Here is an 18641-nt window from a genome sequence, read left to right on the forward strand (position 1 = left end):
GCAGCCGGTTTAGCTCAGCGCCTGCAGAACCATCGAGTTAATAGCAGAGGGGGCCTCTATGAGTATCTTCAGTCAATTCGCAAACCGATATGAAGCCAGGAAGGAGGAAGAGTATACTCTCGAAGAATACTTGAACATCTGTAAGCAGGATTCTACAGCTTACGCATCCGCAGCAGAACGCATGTTACTGGCCATCGGCGAGCCTGAACTGATCGATACCAGCCGGGACTCCAGACAAAGCCGGATATTTTCCAATAAAGTCATCAAGCGTTACCCCGAATTTGAAGAATTTTATGGCATGGAAGAGTGTGTCGAGCAGATCGTCTCATTCTTTAAACATGCAGCCCAGGGATTAGAGGAAAAGAAACAGATTCTTTACCTGCTTGGCCCCGTCGGTGGCGGTAAGTCCTCCCTCGCCGAAAAGCTTAAATACCTCTTTGAAAGACAACCCTTTTATGCCATCAAGGACTCCCCGGTTTTCGAATCCCCTCTAGGCCTGTTTGATCCTGAAGAAGATGGCAAAATACTGGAAGAGGAATTTGGTATTCCCACCAGATACCTGCGCTTCATTATGTCCCCCTGGGCAGTGAAGCGGTTGCACGAATACAACGGCGATATCAGCAAGTTCAAGGTTGTTAAGCTGTATCCTTCCATTCTCAACCAGACAGCCATATCCAAAACCGAACCGGGTGATGAAAACAACCAGGATATTTCAGCCCTGGTCGGCAAGGTTAATATCCGGATGCTGGAAGATTTTCCCCAGCACGACCCGGACGCCTACAGCTTCTCCGGAGGGTTGTGTAAGGCGAATCAGGGATTGCTTGAATTTGTCGAGATGTTCAAGGCTCCTATCAAAGTGCTGCACCCCCTGTTAACCGCAACACAGGAAGGGAATTACAACACCACTGAAGGCATGGGTGCCGTCCCCTTCGAGGGCATCGTACTGGCCCACTCCAACGAATCCGAGTGGCAAACCTTTAGAAACAACAAAAACAATGAGGCATTTTTAGACCGTATCTATATTGTGAAGGTGCCTTATTGCCTGAGAGTCTCCGAAGAAGTCAAAATTTACGAGAAACTCTTGCGCAACAGCTCTCTGGCGGGCTCCCCCTGTGCTCCGGACACGTTGAACATGCTAGCTCAGTTCAGCTGCCTATCGCGCCTGAAAGAACCTGAAAACTCCAGCGTGTATTCCAAGATGAAGGTTTATGACGGCCAAAACATCAAGGATACCGACCCTAAAGCCAAGTCGATTCAGGAATACAAGGATTCCGCTGGTGTCGATGAAGGTATGGAAGGCATGTCCACCCGTTTTGCCTTCAAGATCCTTTCCAAGGTGTTCAACTTTGACACCACAGAAGTGGCAGCCAACCCGGTTCACTTGCTTTATGTGCTGGAAAAACAGATTGAACAGGAACAGTTTCCACAGGAGGTTCACGACCGCTACCTGAGATTCATCAAGGAATCTCTGGCACCACAGTATGTTGAGTTCATCGGTAAGGAAATCCAGACAGCCTATCTGGAATCTTATTCTGAATATGGCCAGAACATTTTCGACCGCTACGTCACTTATGCTGACTTCTGGATACAGGATCAAGAATACCGGGATCCGGAAACCGGCGAAATCTTTGACCGGGGGGCCATCAACGATGAACTGGAGAAAATTGAAAAACCAGCCGGCATCAGCAACCCCAAAGATTTCCGCAACGAAGTGGTGAACTTTGTGCTGAGGGCACGGGCCAATAACCAGGGCAAAAACCCATCCTGGCTGAGCTACGAGAAACTTCGGACGGTAATCGAGAAGAAAATGTTCTCCAATACTGAGGACTTGCTGCCGGTTATCTCATTCAATCCAAAAGCTTCTCAAGAAGATCAGAAGAAACACCAGGAATTTGTGCGCAGGATGATCGAGCGCGGTTACACCGAGAAACAAGTGCGGCTGTTGTGCGAATGGTATTTACGGGTCCGTAAATCGCAGTAACGCATTAAATTCTCCTGACACGGGAGCACGCTATGGGTGTCACCCACGTTATTGACCGTCGTCTGAACGGCAAAAATAAAAGCGCTGTCAATCGACAGCGCTTCCTGAGACGCTATCGCGAGCATATCAAGAAAGCGGTGGCTGATGCTGTCAACAAACGCTCTATTACCGATATCGATCGGGGCGAAAGCATCTCAATACCCAGTAAAGACATTGGTGAACCCAACTTCCGGCACGGAAAGGGGGGACGCCGCGCACAGACTCATCCAGGCAACAAGGAATTCGTCACCGGGGATACCATCCCCCGCCCACCCGGAGGCGGCGGAGGCGGAGGTTCCGGTCAGGGCCAGGCCAGCGACCAGGGTGAGGGAATGGATGATTTTGTCTTCCAGATCTCCCAGGAAGAGTTTCTCGATTTCATGTTTGAAGACCTTGCCCTGCCAAATCTGGTACAGAAGCAGCTCAAGGAGACCTCTAACTTTAAATATGTCCGCGCCGGTTATACCACTCATGGAACCCCGGCCAAGATCAACGTCATTCGCAGTATGCGTGGCGCCTATGCCCGAAGACTGGCGTTATCCGGGAATGCCCGTAAGAAAATCAGCGATCTGAAGGAACAGTTGGAAGCGATAAAACGTAGCCCGATGCCACCGGATCCTGTATTCAGCAAGGAAGATCAGATTCAGGCGCTAGAGGATGAAATCAAGCGGCTGAAGGGACGTATACAGCGTATTCCTTTCATCGACGAAATCGATATCCGTTACAACCAGCATATCAAGCAGCCCAAGCCTGCCACTGCAGCAGTAATGTTCTGCCTGATGGACGTGTCCGGCTCCATGAGCCAGACTCACAAGGATATCGCCAAGCGCTTTTTCATCCTGCTGTATCTGTTCCTGAAGAGAAACTACCAGAAAATCGACGTGGTGTTTATCCGCCACCACACCAGTGCCAAAGAAGTGGACGAAGAAGAGTTCTTCTACTCCCGGGAAACCGGTGGGACCATTGTCTCCAGTGCATTGAAGCTCATGCGCGAGATCATGGAACAGCGCTATCCCACAGAAGACTGGAACATTTATGCAGCCCAGGCTTCTGACGGGGATAACTGGAACGATGACTCCCCGCGTTGCAGCAAACTGTTGGCCGAGAGCATTCTGCCTTTTGTGCAGTACTACTCTTACATAGAAATTACCCCGCACGAGCACCAGATGCTGTGGCATGAATATGAAAAACTGATGGAGTCCTACAAGGAACGTTTTTCCATGCAACAGATCATGGATGAAGCAGATATTTATCCAGTGTTCCGCAAACTGTTCCAGAAACAAGCCGAACACCTTGCTTGAGGGTGAGTAATGTCAGAGATTGTAGACAACGACCTGATCGACAGACAGCCGGAACCGGAAGCCCCCAAACCGGTAGAGCGGAAGCCGATATCCACCGAGTCAGAGTGGACGTTTGATCTGATCCGTCAGTATGACGAAGCCATCGCCATCTGTGCCAAAGAGTACAAGCTGGAGACCTATCCCAATCAAATTGAGGTCATCAGCGCCGAGCAGATGATGGACGCTTATTCTTCTGTCGGCATGCCGGTGGGTTATCACCACTGGTCATTCGGCAAACAGTTCCTGCAGACGGAAAAACTCTACAAGCGGGGACAAATGGGGCTGGCGTACGAGATCGTCATCAACTCCGACCCCTGTATCGCCTATCTGATGGAAGAAAACACCATGATGATGCAGGCCTTGGTGATCGCCCACGCCTGCTATGGTCATAATTCATTCTTCAAGGGCAATTATCTGTTCCAGACCTGGACTGATGCCAGCGCCATTATTGATTATCTGATTTTTGCCAAAAACTATCTGGCAGAATGCGAACGCCGACATGGTATTGAGGCTGTAGAGCAAATTCTGGATTCCTGCCACGCCATCATGAACCACGGTGTTGATCGCTATAAACGCCCCTCCCCGATTTCAGCCGCTGAAGAAGCCAAACGCCAGCGGGAAAGGGAAGAATATCTGCAGAAGCAGGTGAACGATCTTTGGCGCACCATCCCGCTCAAAGCCGGGGACAAAGAGATTAAAAACAAACAGCGCTTCCCTGCCGAACCGCAGGAAAACCTGTTGTATTTCATCGAAAAAAATGCCCCGTTACTGGAGCCCTGGCAACGGGAAGTGGTACGTATCGTCCGCAAGGTAGCTCAGTACTTCTACCCCCAACGGCAGACTCAGGTCATGAACGAAGGGTGGGCCACTTTCTGGCACTACACCCTTATGAACCGGCTTTATGAAAAAGGCTTGGTGACTGACGGCTTTATGCTGGAGTTCTTCCAGAGCCATACTTCCGTCGTCTATCAGCCACCCTTTGACAGCCCCTGGTATAGCGGCATGAATCCTTATGCTCTTGGTTTCTCGATGTTCCAGGACATTAAAAGAATCTGTGAGCACCCCACAGAAGAAGACAAAAAGTGGTTCCCGGATATTGCCGGATCAGACTGGCTGGAAACGCTTCATTTCGCCATGCGCAACTTTAAAGATGAGAGCTTTATCCTCCAGTTCCTGTCTCCCAAAGTCATCCGAGACTTCAAATTCTTCACCATTCTCGATGATGATACGGAAAATGAGTACCAGGTTACCGCTATTCACGACGAGAATGGCTATCGAGCCGTCAGAGAGCAGCTTGCCCGGCAGTATAACCTGAGCTACAGAGACCCTAACATTCAGGTCTGGGACGTGGATATCCGTGGAGATCGCTCCCTCACGCTAAGGCATACCCCCATTGATCGGGTACCTCTTTACGATAAAGAGGTGGGGGAAGTACTCAAGCATATTCACCGGCTCTGGGGATTCGATATCCATCTGGTATCTGTGGATGGAGATAAGGCGACCAAAAGCTACCATTGCCCGGAAAAACCCGAGCCTGAAGAAGAGGAAATGGAAGATTAGGGTCTGCAGTCAGACCCTATTTGTACACCTGAAGTCTCATTCCTGAATTCTCCTACGTCTGCCCTTCCCTCTGCCACGGCGCCGGCTATGGCGCCAGATGAAACATCTCGACGGGAGGTAAAGCAGTGTGGTGTTTGGCGTAGAGTGCCGCAATACGTCCTTCGTTCCACATCCCCATCACTTCATCATCGAAACGCTGCAAAATCTCCGTGGCATGGGGATATTCCTTCGATACCATCAAATGGTAACCGTTTACCTGGATAGGCTTGGTGAGCACTTTGAAATCATCCGGTGCAGGAAAGTTTTCGGCAATCACAGAATATCCGGTCTCCTCACCGATCGGCACCAGGTTCACTCGCCCTGCTGCCAGCAACTGAAAACAGGTTGCCAAGTCATTGGGAGCCCAAAGTCTGACTACATTCTGCTCAATGAGATGATTGACGCTTTCCAGGCTATAACCCAACGGGCGGCAGAGGATCAATCCCTGCAGATCACTGTCCCGGGAAAATGTAATGTCCGAGTCATGAACCACAAAGAAGCGCTCAACCGTGACATACAAGGGCGTGGAAAAAAAGAAGTGTTGCAACCGCTCAGCATCTTTCACATAAGGATAAGCGCCAAGCACCAACGCTGAATCAGCCCGCCGATAGGCATGATTCCATGGCAGGTATTCTACCTGACTCTCAGCCCCCATTCGGGCTATCGCCTCCCGGATGATCTCTGTAATCAAACCGCCTTGCGGAAGCTCCGGGCCACTAAAAGGCGGATTACTATCGGCACCGGTTACGACGATATAACTCTCCTCGGCCTGTGCAACAAGCGCAAAGAAGAATATTGCCAACAGCATAAATTGCCGAAATACAGTTGTCGGCCTCATAGACCCCCAGCGTAATGCAATATGAGTATTTACGTTTTTTGAAGCCGGAATCCAATGGTATTAACCATCGCCATAGATGACATCCAGGTCAGCTTCTAACCCGGCTTTAACAGCCACCTGTCTTTTTTAGTATAGGCAACAGCCATAATTAACCAAGGGTTGATCCATATCATGCCGTACAAAATGACTGATTTGATTTCACTACCCGGCAACCAATAGCATAGAAGGAGCGATAGAAAGTGTATGCCCATTTGGAATGTCTACAACAACGGATAAAGATCTGCCATGAAGCGCTCCAAGCACCTTCCACCCCGACTACTGGAGCACCACTTCATCCAACGGAATGACAAGCTGCTGATTACCCTGTTGAGAACCTCCATCAATTTTGATGCCTCCGTGCATCAGGCCAGGAAGTTACTTAAGGAAATTCGCGCCTTCCTGAGAATGAGCAAGCCTCTTACCGGAAATCGAGCCACCGATTACCATCAATACCTTCGACAGTTGGCAACCGATCTGGGGCAATTCCGGGATCAGTATGTTTTGCAATCGGTCTGGCAATCATTCCAGAGTCATTTACCTGAACGTTTAGCTCTTCCCCCTTTGCCAAGAGAACTGATAAGACCCGAGTGCAGCCTTGGTACTGATCCGGAGACGCCAGAGGAATTCATTAGCCGACTCATCGATATTACCCATCAACTACTACTTCGATCCGAGCCCGTACAAATATCTCTCCAACACTCAGATATCGATTACCCATGGGCTATGAAACGCTACCGCTGGCTTTACCTACGCGGCAGAAAAGCGCACTCAAAGGCAAATCAGACCCCCTCTGCTCCCCTGTACCATGATTTGAGAAAATGCCTTAAGGATGAGATGTACTGTCTACGACTGGTCAAACCTGGCTGGAATGAGTTCATCCGCAAGCGACACAAACGGCTAAAACAAACGACAGAAAGATTAGGGCAAGCCAATGACCTGGATTTGCTGCTGGAGACCTTCCATACAAATGCGTCTACCGAGACAGCCCGCCTTCTCCAATTGATCAGAAACAGGCAAACCAGGCAATGGGCCAAAGCAGAGAAAGAACTGTCCCGATTATTGTGCTACACACCAGAAGAATACGGTGATTATTTTCCATCGCTCATCGAGATCAATACCCACTGTTGATTCTCATCAAGATTCTTACCCGCTGACTCCATTAGCCTGCACGTTCACGACAGATCATGAAAGATCCCTCCAGACACGATCATTGATCAAAGCCGACAAATGATTTTCCCACCTATTTTGCCTTCAATGGACCCCGAATAATCCGCTATTATTATAGGTTTTGGGCCGCTATGGATTATCGGCCGATCGACACTCTCTCTGGTATTTATCCGGACTTTATGCAAAGTAACGAATTCGACACAGAAACTGCCTTACAGGCAGCGCAGGCATTGCAACAGGTACTGGCTGCACGTACTCATAGGAAGAAAATATGGGGGCAGGAAATTGTTGTGCCCGGACAGCTAGGGGAAGCATTAAAACTACCCACCATTGTGTCTCAGCTGTCAGGAAAGATTGCCAAGCGCCGGGATAAAGGCCTTGAACAGTTCAAAGAGCTTTGGGATACGTTGTCTGACTCAACCCGTCGCGAAGTACTGACAGTTATCGGATGGTACGACCCGGAAGACCTTGACTGGGACGATAAGCGCTCCAACCGTCGCCCGACGATATCGAACGACGATTGATTCATATCAGCCACTTACCAGCCAGCCGATTATAGCCTTCAGCCGTTCAACTGTTGGTAGTGGTAGCGCAAATGTTCTTCAATGAACGTGCTGATAAAGAAATAACTATGGTCGTAGCCTTCACGACGATTGAGGGTTAATTCAATTCCCTTTTCTACACAGACCGCTTCCAGAGCCTCTGGCATCAGCTGCTCCCCAAGAAACTGGTCGTCCATCCCCTGATCCACCAGTATAGAGTCAACCCGATGACCATCAGTAATCAGGGCACAGGTATCATAGCGACGCCAGGCCGGCGGATGATCCCCCAGGTACCCCATTAAAGCTTTTTGCCCCCATGGACATTGAGAGGGCGCACAAATGGGTGCAAAGGCTGAGACTGAGCGGAACTTATCCGGATTCTTGAGCGCGATTGTCAGGGCTCCGTGACCTCCCATAGAGTGGCCAAATATCCCCAACCGCTCATGATCTATAGGAAAGCGGGATAACACCAGCTCATATAGCTCAGAAGTGATGTAAGAATACATTTTGTAATGAGCTGACCAGGGAGACTCCGTCGCATCCAGATAGAATCCGGCAGCCGATCCGAAATCGTAACTGTCGCCCTCTCCTGGAAGGTTGACGCCTCGCGGACTGGTATCGGGAACCACGATAATCATCCCCAGATCGTTGGCTCTCGCTTCCACGTGCGCCTTATCGACAAAGTTTCTGTCAGAACAGGTCAGACCAGACAGCCAAAATAGTCCGGGAAGATTCCTGACCACTTCTGTCGCGATTTCCGGAACATATACGGAAAACACCATCTCGCAACCACAGGTCTCGGAATCATGCCTGAATTGCTTCCAGTAGCCCCCCTGGCACCGGTTTTGCTGAATCAGCTCAAAACTCATTGGACGCTCCATCCATCAAAAATGCATAGGCATCCGGAATTAGAACAGGATGACAGAGCGAATACTCTTGCCCTCATGCATATACTCAAATGCCTTATTAATATCTTCAAGCGGCATGGTGTATGTCACCATGGGATCCACTTTAATTTCACCACTCATATATTTATCCACATATCCGGGCAGTTGTGAACGTCCTTTTACACCTCCGAAGGCGGTTCCCTTCCAGGTTCTTCCTGTGACCAGCTGGAAAGGACGAGTGGAAATTTCCTGTCCTGCACCGGCTACCCCGATAATCACTGAGGTTCCCCAGCCTTTGTGGCAGCATTCCAGTGCAGAACGCATCAGGTTGACATTCCCCACACATTCAAAAGAGTAATCAACCCCACCACCGGTCAATTCAACAATCGCTTCCTGAATGGGAACATCATAGTCTTTGGGATTAACACAATCAGTTGCGCCCAATGCTTTCGCCATTTCAAACTTGTCAGGATTAACATCGACAGCCAATATGCGACCGGCATTCGCCATAGCCGCTCCCTGAATGACACTCAGACCGATACCGCCCAGGCCAAAAACCGCCACAGAGGCTCCGGGTTCAACCTTGGCAGTGTTCAAGACAGCTCCGATCCCCGTGGTGACACCACAACCGAGCAAACAGACTTTATCCAGTGGCGCAGCCGGGTTGATTTTGGCCACTGCAATTTCAGGCAGCACCGTATATTCAGAGAAGGTGGAGGTTCCCATATAGTGGAAAAGTTGTTTGCCCTGGTAGGAAAAACGAGAAGTGCCGTCCGGCATCAGACCCTGTCCTTGAGTCGCACGAATGGCCTGACACAAGTTGGTTTTACCTGATGTACAGAAATTACATTTGCCGCATTCAGGGGTATAAAGGGGAATCACATGATCACCTGGCTTTACGGAAGTCACCCCTTCTCCAACCTCAACAACAATACCGCCACCTTCGTGACCGAGTATGGAGGGAAACAGCCCTTCAGGGTCATCTCCGGACAACGTATAGGCATCCGTATGGCAAACACCGGTTGCCACAATCTGTACCATGACTTCACCGGCTTTTGGGCCTTGCACATCGACTTCAACAATTTCGAGGGGTTTTCCGGCAGCGAATGCTACCGCAGCACGTGATTTCATGTCGGAATCCTTGGTGATTGTTCTGTAAAGCGGTTCTTATCGCCTCAGAATATACGCCCCCGAAGTCCATGCTGCAACCGCGATTCAGGGCAATTTCTTTTTAACAACAATCACTTGCCCGTAGGCGACAGCATTACCAGAACAGCTGTCTGATTACGAAGCAGAGAACTAGCAACTTAACAAAAAATGGGAGGCTAATTGGAAATAGATATTCAACTGAAATGTAAGGACTGTTCGACCGTTTGGGAATGTTCCATGACATGGTCAAATTGAGGCGTTCCGAAGGACGGCATAATGCCAGCCTCATCCACTACGACAGCAGACAAGAGAATCACGCTCAAGATAGCCCAGACGACCAACAGCATATAACTGGTAAGGGAAGCATTGGACTTAGCAGCTTGAGCAGACATGAATGATATCTCCCGAAAATATAGGTATGACGGTTTGTTATCATTTAAGCGCTATTTAACAGAGTTTCCCGTCATTCAAATTTAGCGTCCAAGCACAGAAATCAGGAAAGACGTCACTGAAATGACCAATGACACTCCTGCCATACTGGTCGCGATCCGGTATTTTCGGCTGTCATCCCTCATACCCGCGATAATTGAAGACAAATAGGGAAAATTGACAACATACTGGTCCTGCCTGGCTCCCCGTCCAAAGGCTGAAGAAAACAGAAAAACATAGCTATCCTTCTCTACCTGATAACGGTATTTCTTATCCAAATGATCCAGCAGACGACTCGTCAGAAGCGTCAGGTCAATACCCAGAAAGTTGGCAACGTACTCCAGATCAACAGGAACATAGCTTTTATGCTGTCTCACCGGGTCGTTATGAGGGGCTCGAAGATAGTCGGGAAGATGGTGTTCGAAAATCAGATCAAGGATCTGTAAATCGGTCGGAGTTCTTGCCATATCAACCTCCAGAGGATGATAGGCCGCTATAACCAAACAGGAGAGGACTCCCATTCAGGCAGTTATCAGCGCGGCAGTGGTCTAGATCGCTATATCCGGGGCCTGCAAAAAACTGCAACAGACCCAGGCATAATAGTCCAGAATGACCACCAATGCAGAACAATCAGCCAGCAGTGAACAAGGTGAGCAATCAGGCTACCTTGTAGGACAACGCACTTTCATTTTCTTCCTGCTCTTTGGCCAGCAGGCGTTCATAAATAATTTTTGAGTCCCCTTTCAGGCTTTCCTTAACCACACCCTTACCTGCGTAGAACGGAGCCCGCTGTCCCTTGAACTCGAAATACTCCCCTATCTGAATAAAGGGAACTCCAAGAAATGACAGTCTTCTGGCCAGACGTTTTTCCATAAGACAATAAACATGCCTTAGTTTTGGATTTTCCTGCACATACGCCAGAGCCCCCAGGTACAGAAGCCGGGACACCTCTACGGAATAGGAACTGGATATAGCTGCCGCGTCCGGCAGTACGGCCAAGCGCGAGATCTCAATATAGGTTCCGGAATCCAGACGTGAAGGAGCCAACTCAGGTGAGAAATATTCATTGGTATAAACATTCTCGATAGGAATGGCCTGAGAGGAGCGGGAGTGCGGCATCACCAGCCGAAGAGTGCCGACATAACGACCACTCAACTCGTCCCTGACCAGAAAGTGCTTGGACCAGCCATCATATATGTCTGTCTCAAGCCCTCTCGCATTCTTCTGTGAACTTTCATAGGCGAGATGCTTGCAGTACACCTCGTATCGAATCTTAAAAACTTCTTCCTTATGTCGAAGGCTGTCAGCCTTCAATACTGAAACAGGTCTTCCATAGGCGGTGAGAAGTGGTTCCAGTGGCGGCGTTGAATACAAACCCTTTTTTTCTGCTAACACGGCAGTTACCTTTATTCTGTTAGTTGGACACCTATAGTTCTGCTTCCATTCAAGCTCATGGTTTCAAGGGATGATGTCCTTAACCTATCGCTCTGAACGACACACGCCAAACAACAGCATATCCAATGCCAAAATCTTAAATCCTTCAAGTTTCAACAGCTTAATGAAGTTTTCTTATCTTTGTTCCGCACCTGCCACTGCGAAAGATACACAGCGTATCGGATATATGTTTCTAATTGGCGACAGATTACCCAAGGTGGTTAGATAATAACTTCTGGATCAAAAACTTACACTGTCGCCAATTTGCGACAGTTCGTTTCAAAAAACAGGACATACTTCTCAAAGCCTGCTTCCGAAACAACAACGCGAGCACATGTCAGTCAGTCAAAAACTATGGATATCAGTCATCTGCAGATGACCTCATCGAATCACGACATTTTGTCAAGCATAGACTACTCACAGGGCGCTACTATATACGATGTAACAAGAGGCACACAAAGTTAATTTCCATTGTCCGATTCCGCCAACCAACGCACATTTTCTCTTATTTTGAAACGCAATCTTTTATTTGAATCGTACTTTTCACTGAAAGACTGCTTTCAGTTTAACGGCCAGATAGCGTGGGAGTTGGTGCGCAAACCATAACAAAGATTCAGTCAGCCTTTTTGATTCAGAACAGATAACCGCTGGTTATCCAGAATTCTGTTCAATCGCGTTATCCGAATTCTGTTCAGAAAAGTGCTCACTAACCGACATATCATTGCGTTGACGGCCTAGACTACCCGGATTATCCCACCAAACCAATAGGGAAAATGGATGATATGCCACCTAATCGGCGGTCCGGAAAGCAGGCTCGACACCAGGCAGTATTTACAACCCAAAGACAACTATATATAGTACCCAGACTTTGGTTTGCCACCCATATCTAGTCCAAAGAATAACCGATGGGCATATTACTGTCATACCTGACGAAAGCTCTGACGTAGAGATATGGACGCCGCACTAAGAGGGAATCCGGTGAGAATCCGGAACTGACGCGCAGCGGTATAGGGGAACGAAGACGACAAGGGCATCGTTTTAAGATGCTCACCTAATGGCACTGTTGTCCACTTGACGAAAATCGTTAATGCAATGGGAAGCCGTCGTCGTAGGTGAAGTGGTGAAATACCACCTCTCTCGCCCCTGAGTCCGAAGACCTGCCAAAGATATCGCCGGAGCCTCCGGCCAGCTAACAAGCCTTCGCGAACCAGGGCTAGAGATAGCGCAGCTACTCCGTATATCTGACGGCTTTTGAATTCGTTACGGCCAAATTCTGGCAACCGAATCGGCAACGTCCGACATGCGACTATCAGCTCCTGTCTTCGCGAAGTACAACCTTTTACGCGATACAGGTACATGATATGACTGACACCGGGTTGCCGTCCCAGCCTCCTATTAATATCTCCCAGACTAGTAATATCTCCCAGACCAGTAACACTTCCCAGGCCAGCACACTTCACGTGATCAAACGCAATGGTCAGGCTGTTCCCTATCAAGATCAAAAGATTGCCCTAGCCGTTACCAAAGCGTTTCTCGCCGTTGAAGGTGATCCGGCTTCCGGTTCAGCCCGGGTAAGGGACGCGGCCAACGCGTTGGTAAAAGACATTTCGGCACGCATCAGACGACGCCTGCCGGAGGGCGGAACCGTCCATATCGAGGAAATTCAGGATCTGGTGGAACTGGGCCTCATGCGTTCGGGATTCCATAAAGTAGCCAGGGCCTACGTGCTCTATCGCGAAGAACATGCCAAGCAACGCCTGAGCACGCCTGTCGCCCCCGAAGAAGCTCACCCCAGCATTAATGTGGTCAATGCCGATGGCTCCCAGGCGCCTTTGAATATCGCCCGCATGCGTACCGTGATTCAGGACGCATGCTCAGGCCTTGAAGGTGTTGATGCAGAGAAGATAACCTCCAGCGCCCTCAAGAACCTTTACAACGGTGTGAAGTTCAAAGAAGTGAATACCGCGCTGGTGATGGCTGCCCGTCCGCTGATTGAAGCCGAGCCCAACTACTCACTGGTCAGCGCCCGATTGTTATTGGACGGGTTACGATCTGAAGTCCTGAGCTTTCTTGGCTTGACCGATGCGGCAACAGAATCTGAAATGGCCGGGCTGTATCCCACAACTTTCCAGCAGACCATCGAGAAAGGCATCGAACTGGAGCTGCTGAGCCCAAAACTGAAGGAGTTCGATCTGGAGCGCCTGGGACAGGAACTGAAAGCCGATCGGGACAGGCAGTTTAATTATCTCGGCCTGCAGACTCTCTATGACCGTTACTTCCTGCACTGGAATGATAACCGTCTGGAGCTGCCACAGGTATTCTTCATGCGGGTAGCGATGGGGCTGGCGTTGCAGGAAGACGATATTAATACTCGTGCGATTGAATTCTATGAACTGCTGTCGTCATTCGATTACATGTGCTCCACACCGACACTCTTTAACGCCGGCACCAATCGACCACAATTGTCATCCTGCTATCTGACCACCGTGCCGGACGATCTCTCAGGCATCTATAACGCCATGAAGGACAACGCTCTATTGTCCAAGTGGGCCGGCGGCCTTGGGAATGACTGGACACCGGTCAGGGCTCTGGGCTCCCACATTAAAGGTACTAACGGTAAATCCCAGGGGGTCGTCCCTTTCCTGAAAGTGGTGAACGATACAGCTGTTGCAGTGAATCAGGGCGGCAAACGAAAAGGAGCTGTATGTGCCTATCTGGAAAGCTGGCACCTGGACATTGAAGAGTTCCTGGAACTTCGCAAGAATACCGGAGACGAACGTCGCAGAACCCATGACATGAACAGTGCAAACTGGATCCCGGATCTGTTCATGAAACGTGTTTTTGAAGACAGCCACTGGACCTTGTTTTCTCCCAGCGATGTTCCGGATCTGCATGATCTCTATGGCCAGGAATTCGAGGACCGCTATCACCATTATGAGCAACTGGTGGAGTCCGGCCAGATTACTCTGTACAAAAAGGTCCAGGCTCAGACGCTATGGCGCAAAATGCTGTCCATGCTGTTTGAGACCGGCCATCCCTGGATCACCTTTAAAGATCCTTGCAACCTTCGCTCACCACAACAACACGCAGGTGTTGTGCACTCCTCCAACCTGTGCACGGAAATCACACTGAATACCAGTGAAGACGAGATTGCGGTTTGCAACCTGGGTTCCATCAATCTCGTCAACCATATCCGAAACGGTGAACTCGATAGCAACCGTCTGCAAAAAACCGTCAACACCGCAGTCCGTATGCTCGATAACGTTATCGATATCAATTACTACGCGGTTCCCCAGGCGGAACGAGCCAATCTGCGGCATCGTCCTGTCGGTATGGGACTGATGGGTTTCCAGGATGCTCTCTATCAGTTGGGCCTGCCATATGAAAGTGTGGAAGCGGTGCACTTCGCCGATCAGTCCATGGAGCTGATCAGCTACTTTGCTTTACAGGCTTCGACAAATCTGGCAGTTGAACGTGGTTCCTACGAAACATACGAAGGCAGCCTCTGGAGCCAGGGAATACTTCCCATTGATTCACTACGCCTGCTGGAAGAGTCCCGTGGCAGTCGCTATGCGGTGCTGGACAAAGCGGCCCAGTTGGATTGGGATAGTCTGCGGGAAAAAATTAAGCACCAGGGAATGCGCAACTCCAATGTTATGGCGATCGCCCCAACCGCCACTATTTCCAATATTGTCGGAGTGTCCCAGTCGATTGAGCCGACGTATCAGAACCTGTTTGTAAAGTCGAACCTGTCTGGCGAGTTCACCGTTATCAACCCCTGGCTGGTGAAAGAATTGAAGAGTCGCAATTTGTGGGACTCCGTCATGGTTAACGACCTCAAATACTTTGACGGCTCAGTGGCTCAAATCGACCGAATTCCGGACGAAGTAAAGGTACTCTTCAAAACCGCTTTTGAAATTGATCCCCGCTGGTTGGTCGAAGCTGCTGCACGCCGCCAGAAATGGATTGATCAGGGACAGAGTCTGAACCTCTATATGGCGGAGCCATCCGGCAAAAAGCTGGACAACCTATACAAGCTAGCCTGGTCACGCGGGTTGAAAACCACCTATTACCTGAGATCGCTCGGGGCAACACAAATGGAAAAAGTCTCAGTACAGGCGGAAGAGAAAGAACCCCTGCCTGAATCGGACGAGTTTGAACTTGGGGCCGGCCAGCCTGAACCCAAATTCTGTTCCATTCTCGACCCGGATTGTGAAGCCTGCCAATAGGCCCTGATCAGAGACCAGACAAAAGAGATCAAGACAATGACTACCCAATATTCCAACTTTACCCCCAACTGGGACGATCCTCTGGCAGCGACAATTCCTTCTGTACCTGCACCAACATTTGCAGAATCCCCAGTAACGGAAGCAACGAAGGCTGCCACACCACAGATTGAATTATCCGAGGAAACACCGGAGTCCGTTGCCCCGGTGAATCCGGAAGACAAAAGGGTTATCAACGGACTGACAGATATCAACCAACTGGCACCGTTCAAGTACCCCTGGGCCTGGGAGTTTTTCCTCAACGCCAACAAGAATCACTGGACTCCGCTGGACATCAATATGTCCCAGGATGTTCACGATTATCATCACAAACTGACGCTGGAAGAGCGGCATGTTTACGAAAACGTGCTCGCTTACCTGACCACCTCCGATATCCTGGCCATGCGCAATATCGGTTTGGCTGTCATGGAGAAAATGAGTGCTCCGGAGCTGCAGATCTACCAAGCCAGGCAGGTTTATGAAGAGTCTCTGCATACCTGGACCTACCAGCATTGCATTGAAACCATCGGTCTGGATCAAAGTGAAATCTATAACCGCTATCGGGTGATTCCCGCTATTCATCGAAAGATCAAGATGGGTAACGAGCGGATCAGCGCCCTGCTTCGCCCGGATATCGATCTTCGAAATCGTGACGATCTGCATACATTCGTCATGGCCTATATATTCTTTGCCGGAATTTTTGAAGGCTGTTGGTTCTACAACGGATTCAGCCCGATATTCGCTTTACAGCGACGCGGTCTGATGAAAGGTACCGGCGAGCAATTGCAATACATCATGCGCGACGAAGTCATGCATTGCGCCTTCGGCATCAGAGTCGTCAAGCAGATCATCAAAGAGGAGAACGTCGTCCTTGATCCTAAAGCCCTGCAACATATGTGGGAGGAAGCAGAAGCCGCTGAAAACGCCTATGCCCGCTTCCTGCTGAAAGAACCTATTCTGGGCTATACCGCTGAGGACCATACAGAACAGTTCCGATTCATCGCCAACCGCAGAGCCAAGCAACTAAAGTTGGCAGAGCCTTTCCCGGGAGCAACCAATGCCCTTCCCTGGCTGGATGAACAAGCCAGCATGAGAAAGGAAAAGAACTTCTTTGAAACCCGGGTCACCGAGTATCAAACCGGTGCTTCGTTACAGTGGTAGTTATCGTCCAGGGAAGCATGTTCATTGATCAGCACTGCCGATAAACGGCAGCTTCAATAGACCGTCGTCCTGATAAGCAACAGCAGCGGTTCTTAACGAGAAAGCCTGTCGTATGACAGGCTTTTTTTGTGCCACTTGATCGCCATTGGCGGCAGTGACACTCAGTGGCGCAAAGCATCCCTGTTCCCAATGGCACTTAAGCCCTCATCGATGTCACAAACTCCCTCCCTCAAAATCTGGAACAGGTGATATGTTCTTGAGCAGACATTTCAGGAGGCGTTATGGCAGCAACTCGTTTAGGAACCAGGCATTGGGCACTGACAAGCAAAGGTCGAATGACCTTTTGGGACCAGATGCACTACATTCGCTCAAGCATAAAAGTCCAACTGAAAACCAACCTTCCAGTCATTTCCCGAAACAAGTCCTGGAAATCCACAGAGGCGTTACTGGATCGCGTTTCAGTGCCGGACACCATCCTGGTAAAAGCTTCACAGGAGTATGTACGCGGCCTGGCCAGTGATGAGTTGTTCAATCACAGTATCCGAGCTTATTTCTGGGGCAGTCTGTTAAAACTGGCGGACAGGCAAAGCATGGACGATGAAACCCTTTATCTCAGTTGCCTGTTTCACGATTTAGGTCTGACGGATTCTTTTCATGATCAAATGGAAGGGGCTGAATGTTTTACATTGGAAAGTGCTGAAGCCGGCGACCAATTCATGCTTCAGCACGACGTAGATAACTCGACCAGAGATACTATTTACAACGCAATCACATTACACCTGAACCCGGCCGTGTGCGGGCACGAACATGGGTGGCTGGCGCATTACCTCAATGCAGGCACTGCCTGCGATGTTATAGGGCTCCGTTATGGCTCGATTGCCAAGCCTGATAGAGAGACTGTACTCAATAACTATCCGCGAGGGGCATTCAAATCAGCACTCGTGGACATATTCAAAAAAGAAAAGGCCATCCGGCCATGTTCACGGATAGCACTTATGAGCAGATTCGGCTTTTTGAATATGATACGTCAGGCACCATTTGGGAGCTGAAGGGCCTAAACATATATGCGTGAAAGATCCACGCAAGAAAGATCTGCGTAAGGAAGATCTGTGTATGAAAGATCTATATATGGAAGATCCATGCGAGACAGGTCCACATGAGAAAGGTCCATAAAACTCCTAGAACAGCATTCTTTCTAATTTTTAGAATATTTTAATAAAAATAAGCACATTTTCTTTCTACCACAACGGATATAATCTACCTTCATCAACTGAAGAGGAGGATTTCGCGATGAATAAGATTCTGTCCAACACCTTGTTTTTGGTGCCTGCCCGAATTTTTCTGGCTGTCATGTTCATTATGGCAGGCATTAGCAAAATATCTGGCTTCGAAGGCACCCAAGGATATATGCAAGCCTTTGGCATTCCGGGAATGATGCTCCCCGTAGTGATCCTGGCTGAAATTGGTTTGGGTATATTGATAGTGATCGGATTCCAGACACGCCTGGCCGCTCTCCTGCTTGCCGGTTTTACACTAATGGCAGCTCTGGTTTTCCACAGCAATTTCGACGATCAAATGCAATCAATCCTGTTCATGAAAAACCTGGCAGTTGCAGGAGGCTTTCTGGGATTGATGGTTGCAGGAGCCGGTCCTTTCAGTCTGGACAACCGGGCCAAGTCCTGAACCTTGTAACACTGAGAAATATTCACGCCCCTTAAGCTCTGCGTCGCAGGGCTTTTCTTTTTTTCATTTCCGGGTGATGATGCCAAAG

16 protein-coding genes and 1 riboswitch are annotated in these 18641 nt (G+C 49.4%); of the genes, 9 read left to right on the forward strand and 7 right to left on the reverse strand.

Annotation, left to right across the window (positions count from 1 at the left end; translation table 11 throughout):
• The first annotated feature begins 58 nt into the window (after positions 1-58).
• The 3 genes from BTA51_RS18015 to BTA51_RS18025 are packed head-to-tail and all read left to right on the forward strand — an operon-like array spanning position 59 to position 4920.
• The gene (locus BTA51_RS18015) at positions 59-1981 is read left to right on the forward strand and encodes a PrkA family serine protein kinase (RefSeq protein ID WP_094709766.1); all 1923 of its coding nucleotides are present in this window, start codon (positions 59-61) and stop codon (positions 1979-1981) included.
• 32 nt (positions 1982-2013) lie between these two features.
• Positions 2014-3321, forward strand: coding sequence for a YeaH/YhbH family protein (locus tag BTA51_RS18020; protein WP_094709768.1), 1308 nt, complete (start codon positions 2014-2016; stop codon positions 3319-3321).
• A 9-nt stretch (positions 3322-3330) separates the two neighbouring features.
• Positions 3331-4920 (forward strand): SpoVR family protein, encoded by a 1590-nt coding sequence (locus BTA51_RS18025; RefSeq protein ID WP_094709770.1) that lies wholly within the window; start codon positions 3331-3333, stop codon positions 4918-4920.
• An 85-nt stretch (positions 4921-5005) separates the two neighbouring features.
• Here BTA51_RS18025 and BTA51_RS18030 read toward each other — a convergent pair whose 3' ends face one another.
• The gene (locus BTA51_RS18030; protein WP_094709772.1) at positions 5006-5797 is read right to left on the reverse strand and encodes an ABC transporter substrate-binding protein; all 792 of its coding nucleotides are present in this window, start codon (positions 5795-5797) and stop codon (positions 5006-5008) included.
• Between the two features lie 285 nt (positions 5798-6082).
• On the opposite strand from BTA51_RS18030, the gene BTA51_RS18035 reads away from it, so the two are divergent.
• Positions 6083-6964, forward strand: coding sequence for a CHAD domain-containing protein (locus tag BTA51_RS18035; RefSeq protein ID WP_094709774.1), 882 nt, complete (start codon positions 6083-6085; stop codon positions 6962-6964).
• A gap of 170 nt (positions 6965-7134) precedes the next feature.
• Positions 7135-7527, forward strand: coding sequence for a hypothetical protein (locus tag BTA51_RS18040; protein ID WP_246841085.1), 393 nt, complete (start codon positions 7135-7137; stop codon positions 7525-7527).
• Positions 7528-7565: 38 nt separating this feature from the next.
• Here BTA51_RS18040 and fghA read toward each other — a convergent pair whose 3' ends face one another.
• The 5 genes from fghA to BTA51_RS18065 form a co-directional block, all read right to left on the reverse strand.
• Entirely contained in the window at positions 7566-8414 is an 849-nt protein-coding gene (gene fghA / locus BTA51_RS18045) for an S-formylglutathione hydrolase (RefSeq protein WP_094709776.1), read from the reverse strand.
• A gap of 39 nt (positions 8415-8453) precedes the next feature.
• Positions 8454-9563: an S-(hydroxymethyl)glutathione dehydrogenase/class III alcohol dehydrogenase gene (locus BTA51_RS18050; RefSeq protein ID WP_094709778.1), complete on the reverse strand. Its 1110-nt coding sequence runs from the start codon at positions 9561-9563 to the stop codon at positions 8454-8456.
• 212 nt (positions 9564-9775) lie between these two features.
• The gene (locus tag BTA51_RS18055; protein WP_094709780.1) at positions 9776-9973 is read right to left on the reverse strand and encodes a hypothetical protein; all 198 of its coding nucleotides are present in this window, start codon (positions 9971-9973) and stop codon (positions 9776-9778) included.
• 81 nt (positions 9974-10054) lie between these two features.
• The gene (locus BTA51_RS18060; protein ID WP_094709782.1) at positions 10055-10477 is read right to left on the reverse strand and encodes a hypothetical protein; all 423 of its coding nucleotides are present in this window, start codon (positions 10475-10477) and stop codon (positions 10055-10057) included.
• A 190-nt stretch (positions 10478-10667) separates the two neighbouring features.
• Complete coding sequence (locus BTA51_RS18065; RefSeq protein ID WP_168188211.1) at positions 10668-11405, reverse strand: GNAT family N-acyltransferase; 738 nt, start codon at positions 11403-11405, stop codon at positions 10668-10670.
• Positions 11406-12379: 974 nt separating this feature from the next.
• Positions 12380-12624: riboswitch (cobalamin riboswitch) on the forward strand.
• Positions 12625-12805: 181 nt separating this feature from the next.
• Between BTA51_RS18065 and BTA51_RS18070 the strand changes: the two genes are divergently transcribed.
• The 3 genes from BTA51_RS18070 (at position 12806) to BTA51_RS18080 (ending at position 17919) form a co-directional block, all read left to right on the forward strand.
• Complete coding sequence (locus tag BTA51_RS18070; RefSeq protein ID WP_094709786.1) at positions 12806-15673, forward strand: ribonucleoside-diphosphate reductase subunit alpha; 2868 nt, start codon at positions 12806-12808, stop codon at positions 15671-15673.
• A 36-nt stretch (positions 15674-15709) separates the two neighbouring features.
• Complete coding sequence (locus BTA51_RS18075; RefSeq protein WP_094709788.1) at positions 15710-16870, forward strand: ribonucleotide-diphosphate reductase subunit beta; 1161 nt, start codon at positions 15710-15712, stop codon at positions 16868-16870.
• A gap of 281 nt (positions 16871-17151) precedes the next feature.
• Positions 17152-17919, forward strand: a complete 768-nt coding sequence (locus tag BTA51_RS18080) for an HD domain-containing protein (protein WP_094709790.1) — start codon at positions 17152-17154, stop codon at positions 17917-17919.
• Between the two features lie 5 nt (positions 17920-17924).
• Here the strand turns inward: BTA51_RS18080 and BTA51_RS30910 are convergent, their stop codons facing one another.
• Entirely contained in the window at positions 17925-18041 is a 117-nt protein-coding gene (locus BTA51_RS30910) for a pentapeptide repeat-containing protein (protein WP_094709792.1), read from the reverse strand.
• 119 nt (positions 18042-18160) lie between these two features.
• Between BTA51_RS30910 and BTA51_RS18090 the strand changes: the two genes are divergently transcribed.
• Positions 18161-18553, forward strand: a complete 393-nt coding sequence (locus BTA51_RS18090) for a DoxX family protein (RefSeq protein ID WP_094709794.1) — start codon at positions 18161-18163, stop codon at positions 18551-18553.
• Positions 18554-18641 lie beyond the last annotated feature (88 nt).

The sequence above is a fragment of the Hahella sp. CCB-MM4 genome (assembly GCF_002260525.1).
Taxonomy (GTDB): domain Bacteria; phylum Pseudomonadota; class Gammaproteobacteria; order Pseudomonadales; family Oleiphilaceae; genus Hahella.

Excerpts from the sequence above, each read along its gene's own strand:
- BTA51_RS18015 (WP_094709766.1), top strand. The coding sequence starts at position 59 with ATGAGTATCTTCAGTCAATTCGCAAACCGATATGAAGCCAGGAAGGAG.
- BTA51_RS18020 (WP_094709768.1), top strand. The coding sequence starts at position 2,014 with ATGGGTGTCACCCACGTTATTGACCGTCGTCTGAACGGCAAAAATAAA.
- BTA51_RS18025 (WP_094709770.1), top strand. The coding sequence starts at position 3,331 with ATGTCAGAGATTGTAGACAACGACCTGATCGACAGACAGCCGGAACCG.
- BTA51_RS18030 (WP_094709772.1), bottom strand. The coding sequence starts at position 5,797 with ATGAGGCCGACAACTGTATTTCGGCAATTTATGCTGTTGGCAATATTC.
- BTA51_RS18035 (WP_094709774.1), top strand. The coding sequence starts at position 6,083 with ATGAAGCGCTCCAAGCACCTTCCACCCCGACTACTGGAGCACCACTTC.
- BTA51_RS18040 (WP_246841085.1), top strand. The coding sequence starts at position 7,135 with ATGGATTATCGGCCGATCGACACTCTCTCTGGTATTTATCCGGACTTT.
- fghA (WP_094709776.1), bottom strand. The coding sequence starts at position 8,414 with ATGAGTTTTGAGCTGATTCAGCAAAACCGGTGCCAGGGGGGCTACTGG.
- BTA51_RS18050 (WP_094709778.1), bottom strand. The coding sequence starts at position 9,563 with ATGAAATCACGTGCTGCGGTAGCATTCGCTGCCGGAAAACCCCTCGAA.
- BTA51_RS18055 (WP_094709780.1), bottom strand. The coding sequence starts at position 9,973 with ATGTCTGCTCAAGCTGCTAAGTCCAATGCTTCCCTTACCAGTTATATG.
- BTA51_RS18060 (WP_094709782.1), bottom strand. The coding sequence starts at position 10,477 with ATGGCAAGAACTCCGACCGATTTACAGATCCTTGATCTGATTTTCGAA.
- BTA51_RS18070 (WP_094709786.1), top strand. The coding sequence starts at position 12,806 with ATGACTGACACCGGGTTGCCGTCCCAGCCTCCTATTAATATCTCCCAG.
- BTA51_RS18075 (WP_094709788.1), top strand. The coding sequence starts at position 15,710 with ATGACTACCCAATATTCCAACTTTACCCCCAACTGGGACGATCCTCTG.
- BTA51_RS18080 (WP_094709790.1), top strand. The coding sequence starts at position 17,152 with ATGGCAGCAACTCGTTTAGGAACCAGGCATTGGGCACTGACAAGCAAA.
- BTA51_RS30910 (WP_094709792.1), bottom strand. The coding sequence starts at position 18,041 with ATGGACCTTTCTCATGTGGACCTGTCTCGCATGGATCTTCCATATATA.
- BTA51_RS18090 (WP_094709794.1), top strand. The coding sequence starts at position 18,161 with ATGAATAAGATTCTGTCCAACACCTTGTTTTTGGTGCCTGCCCGAATT.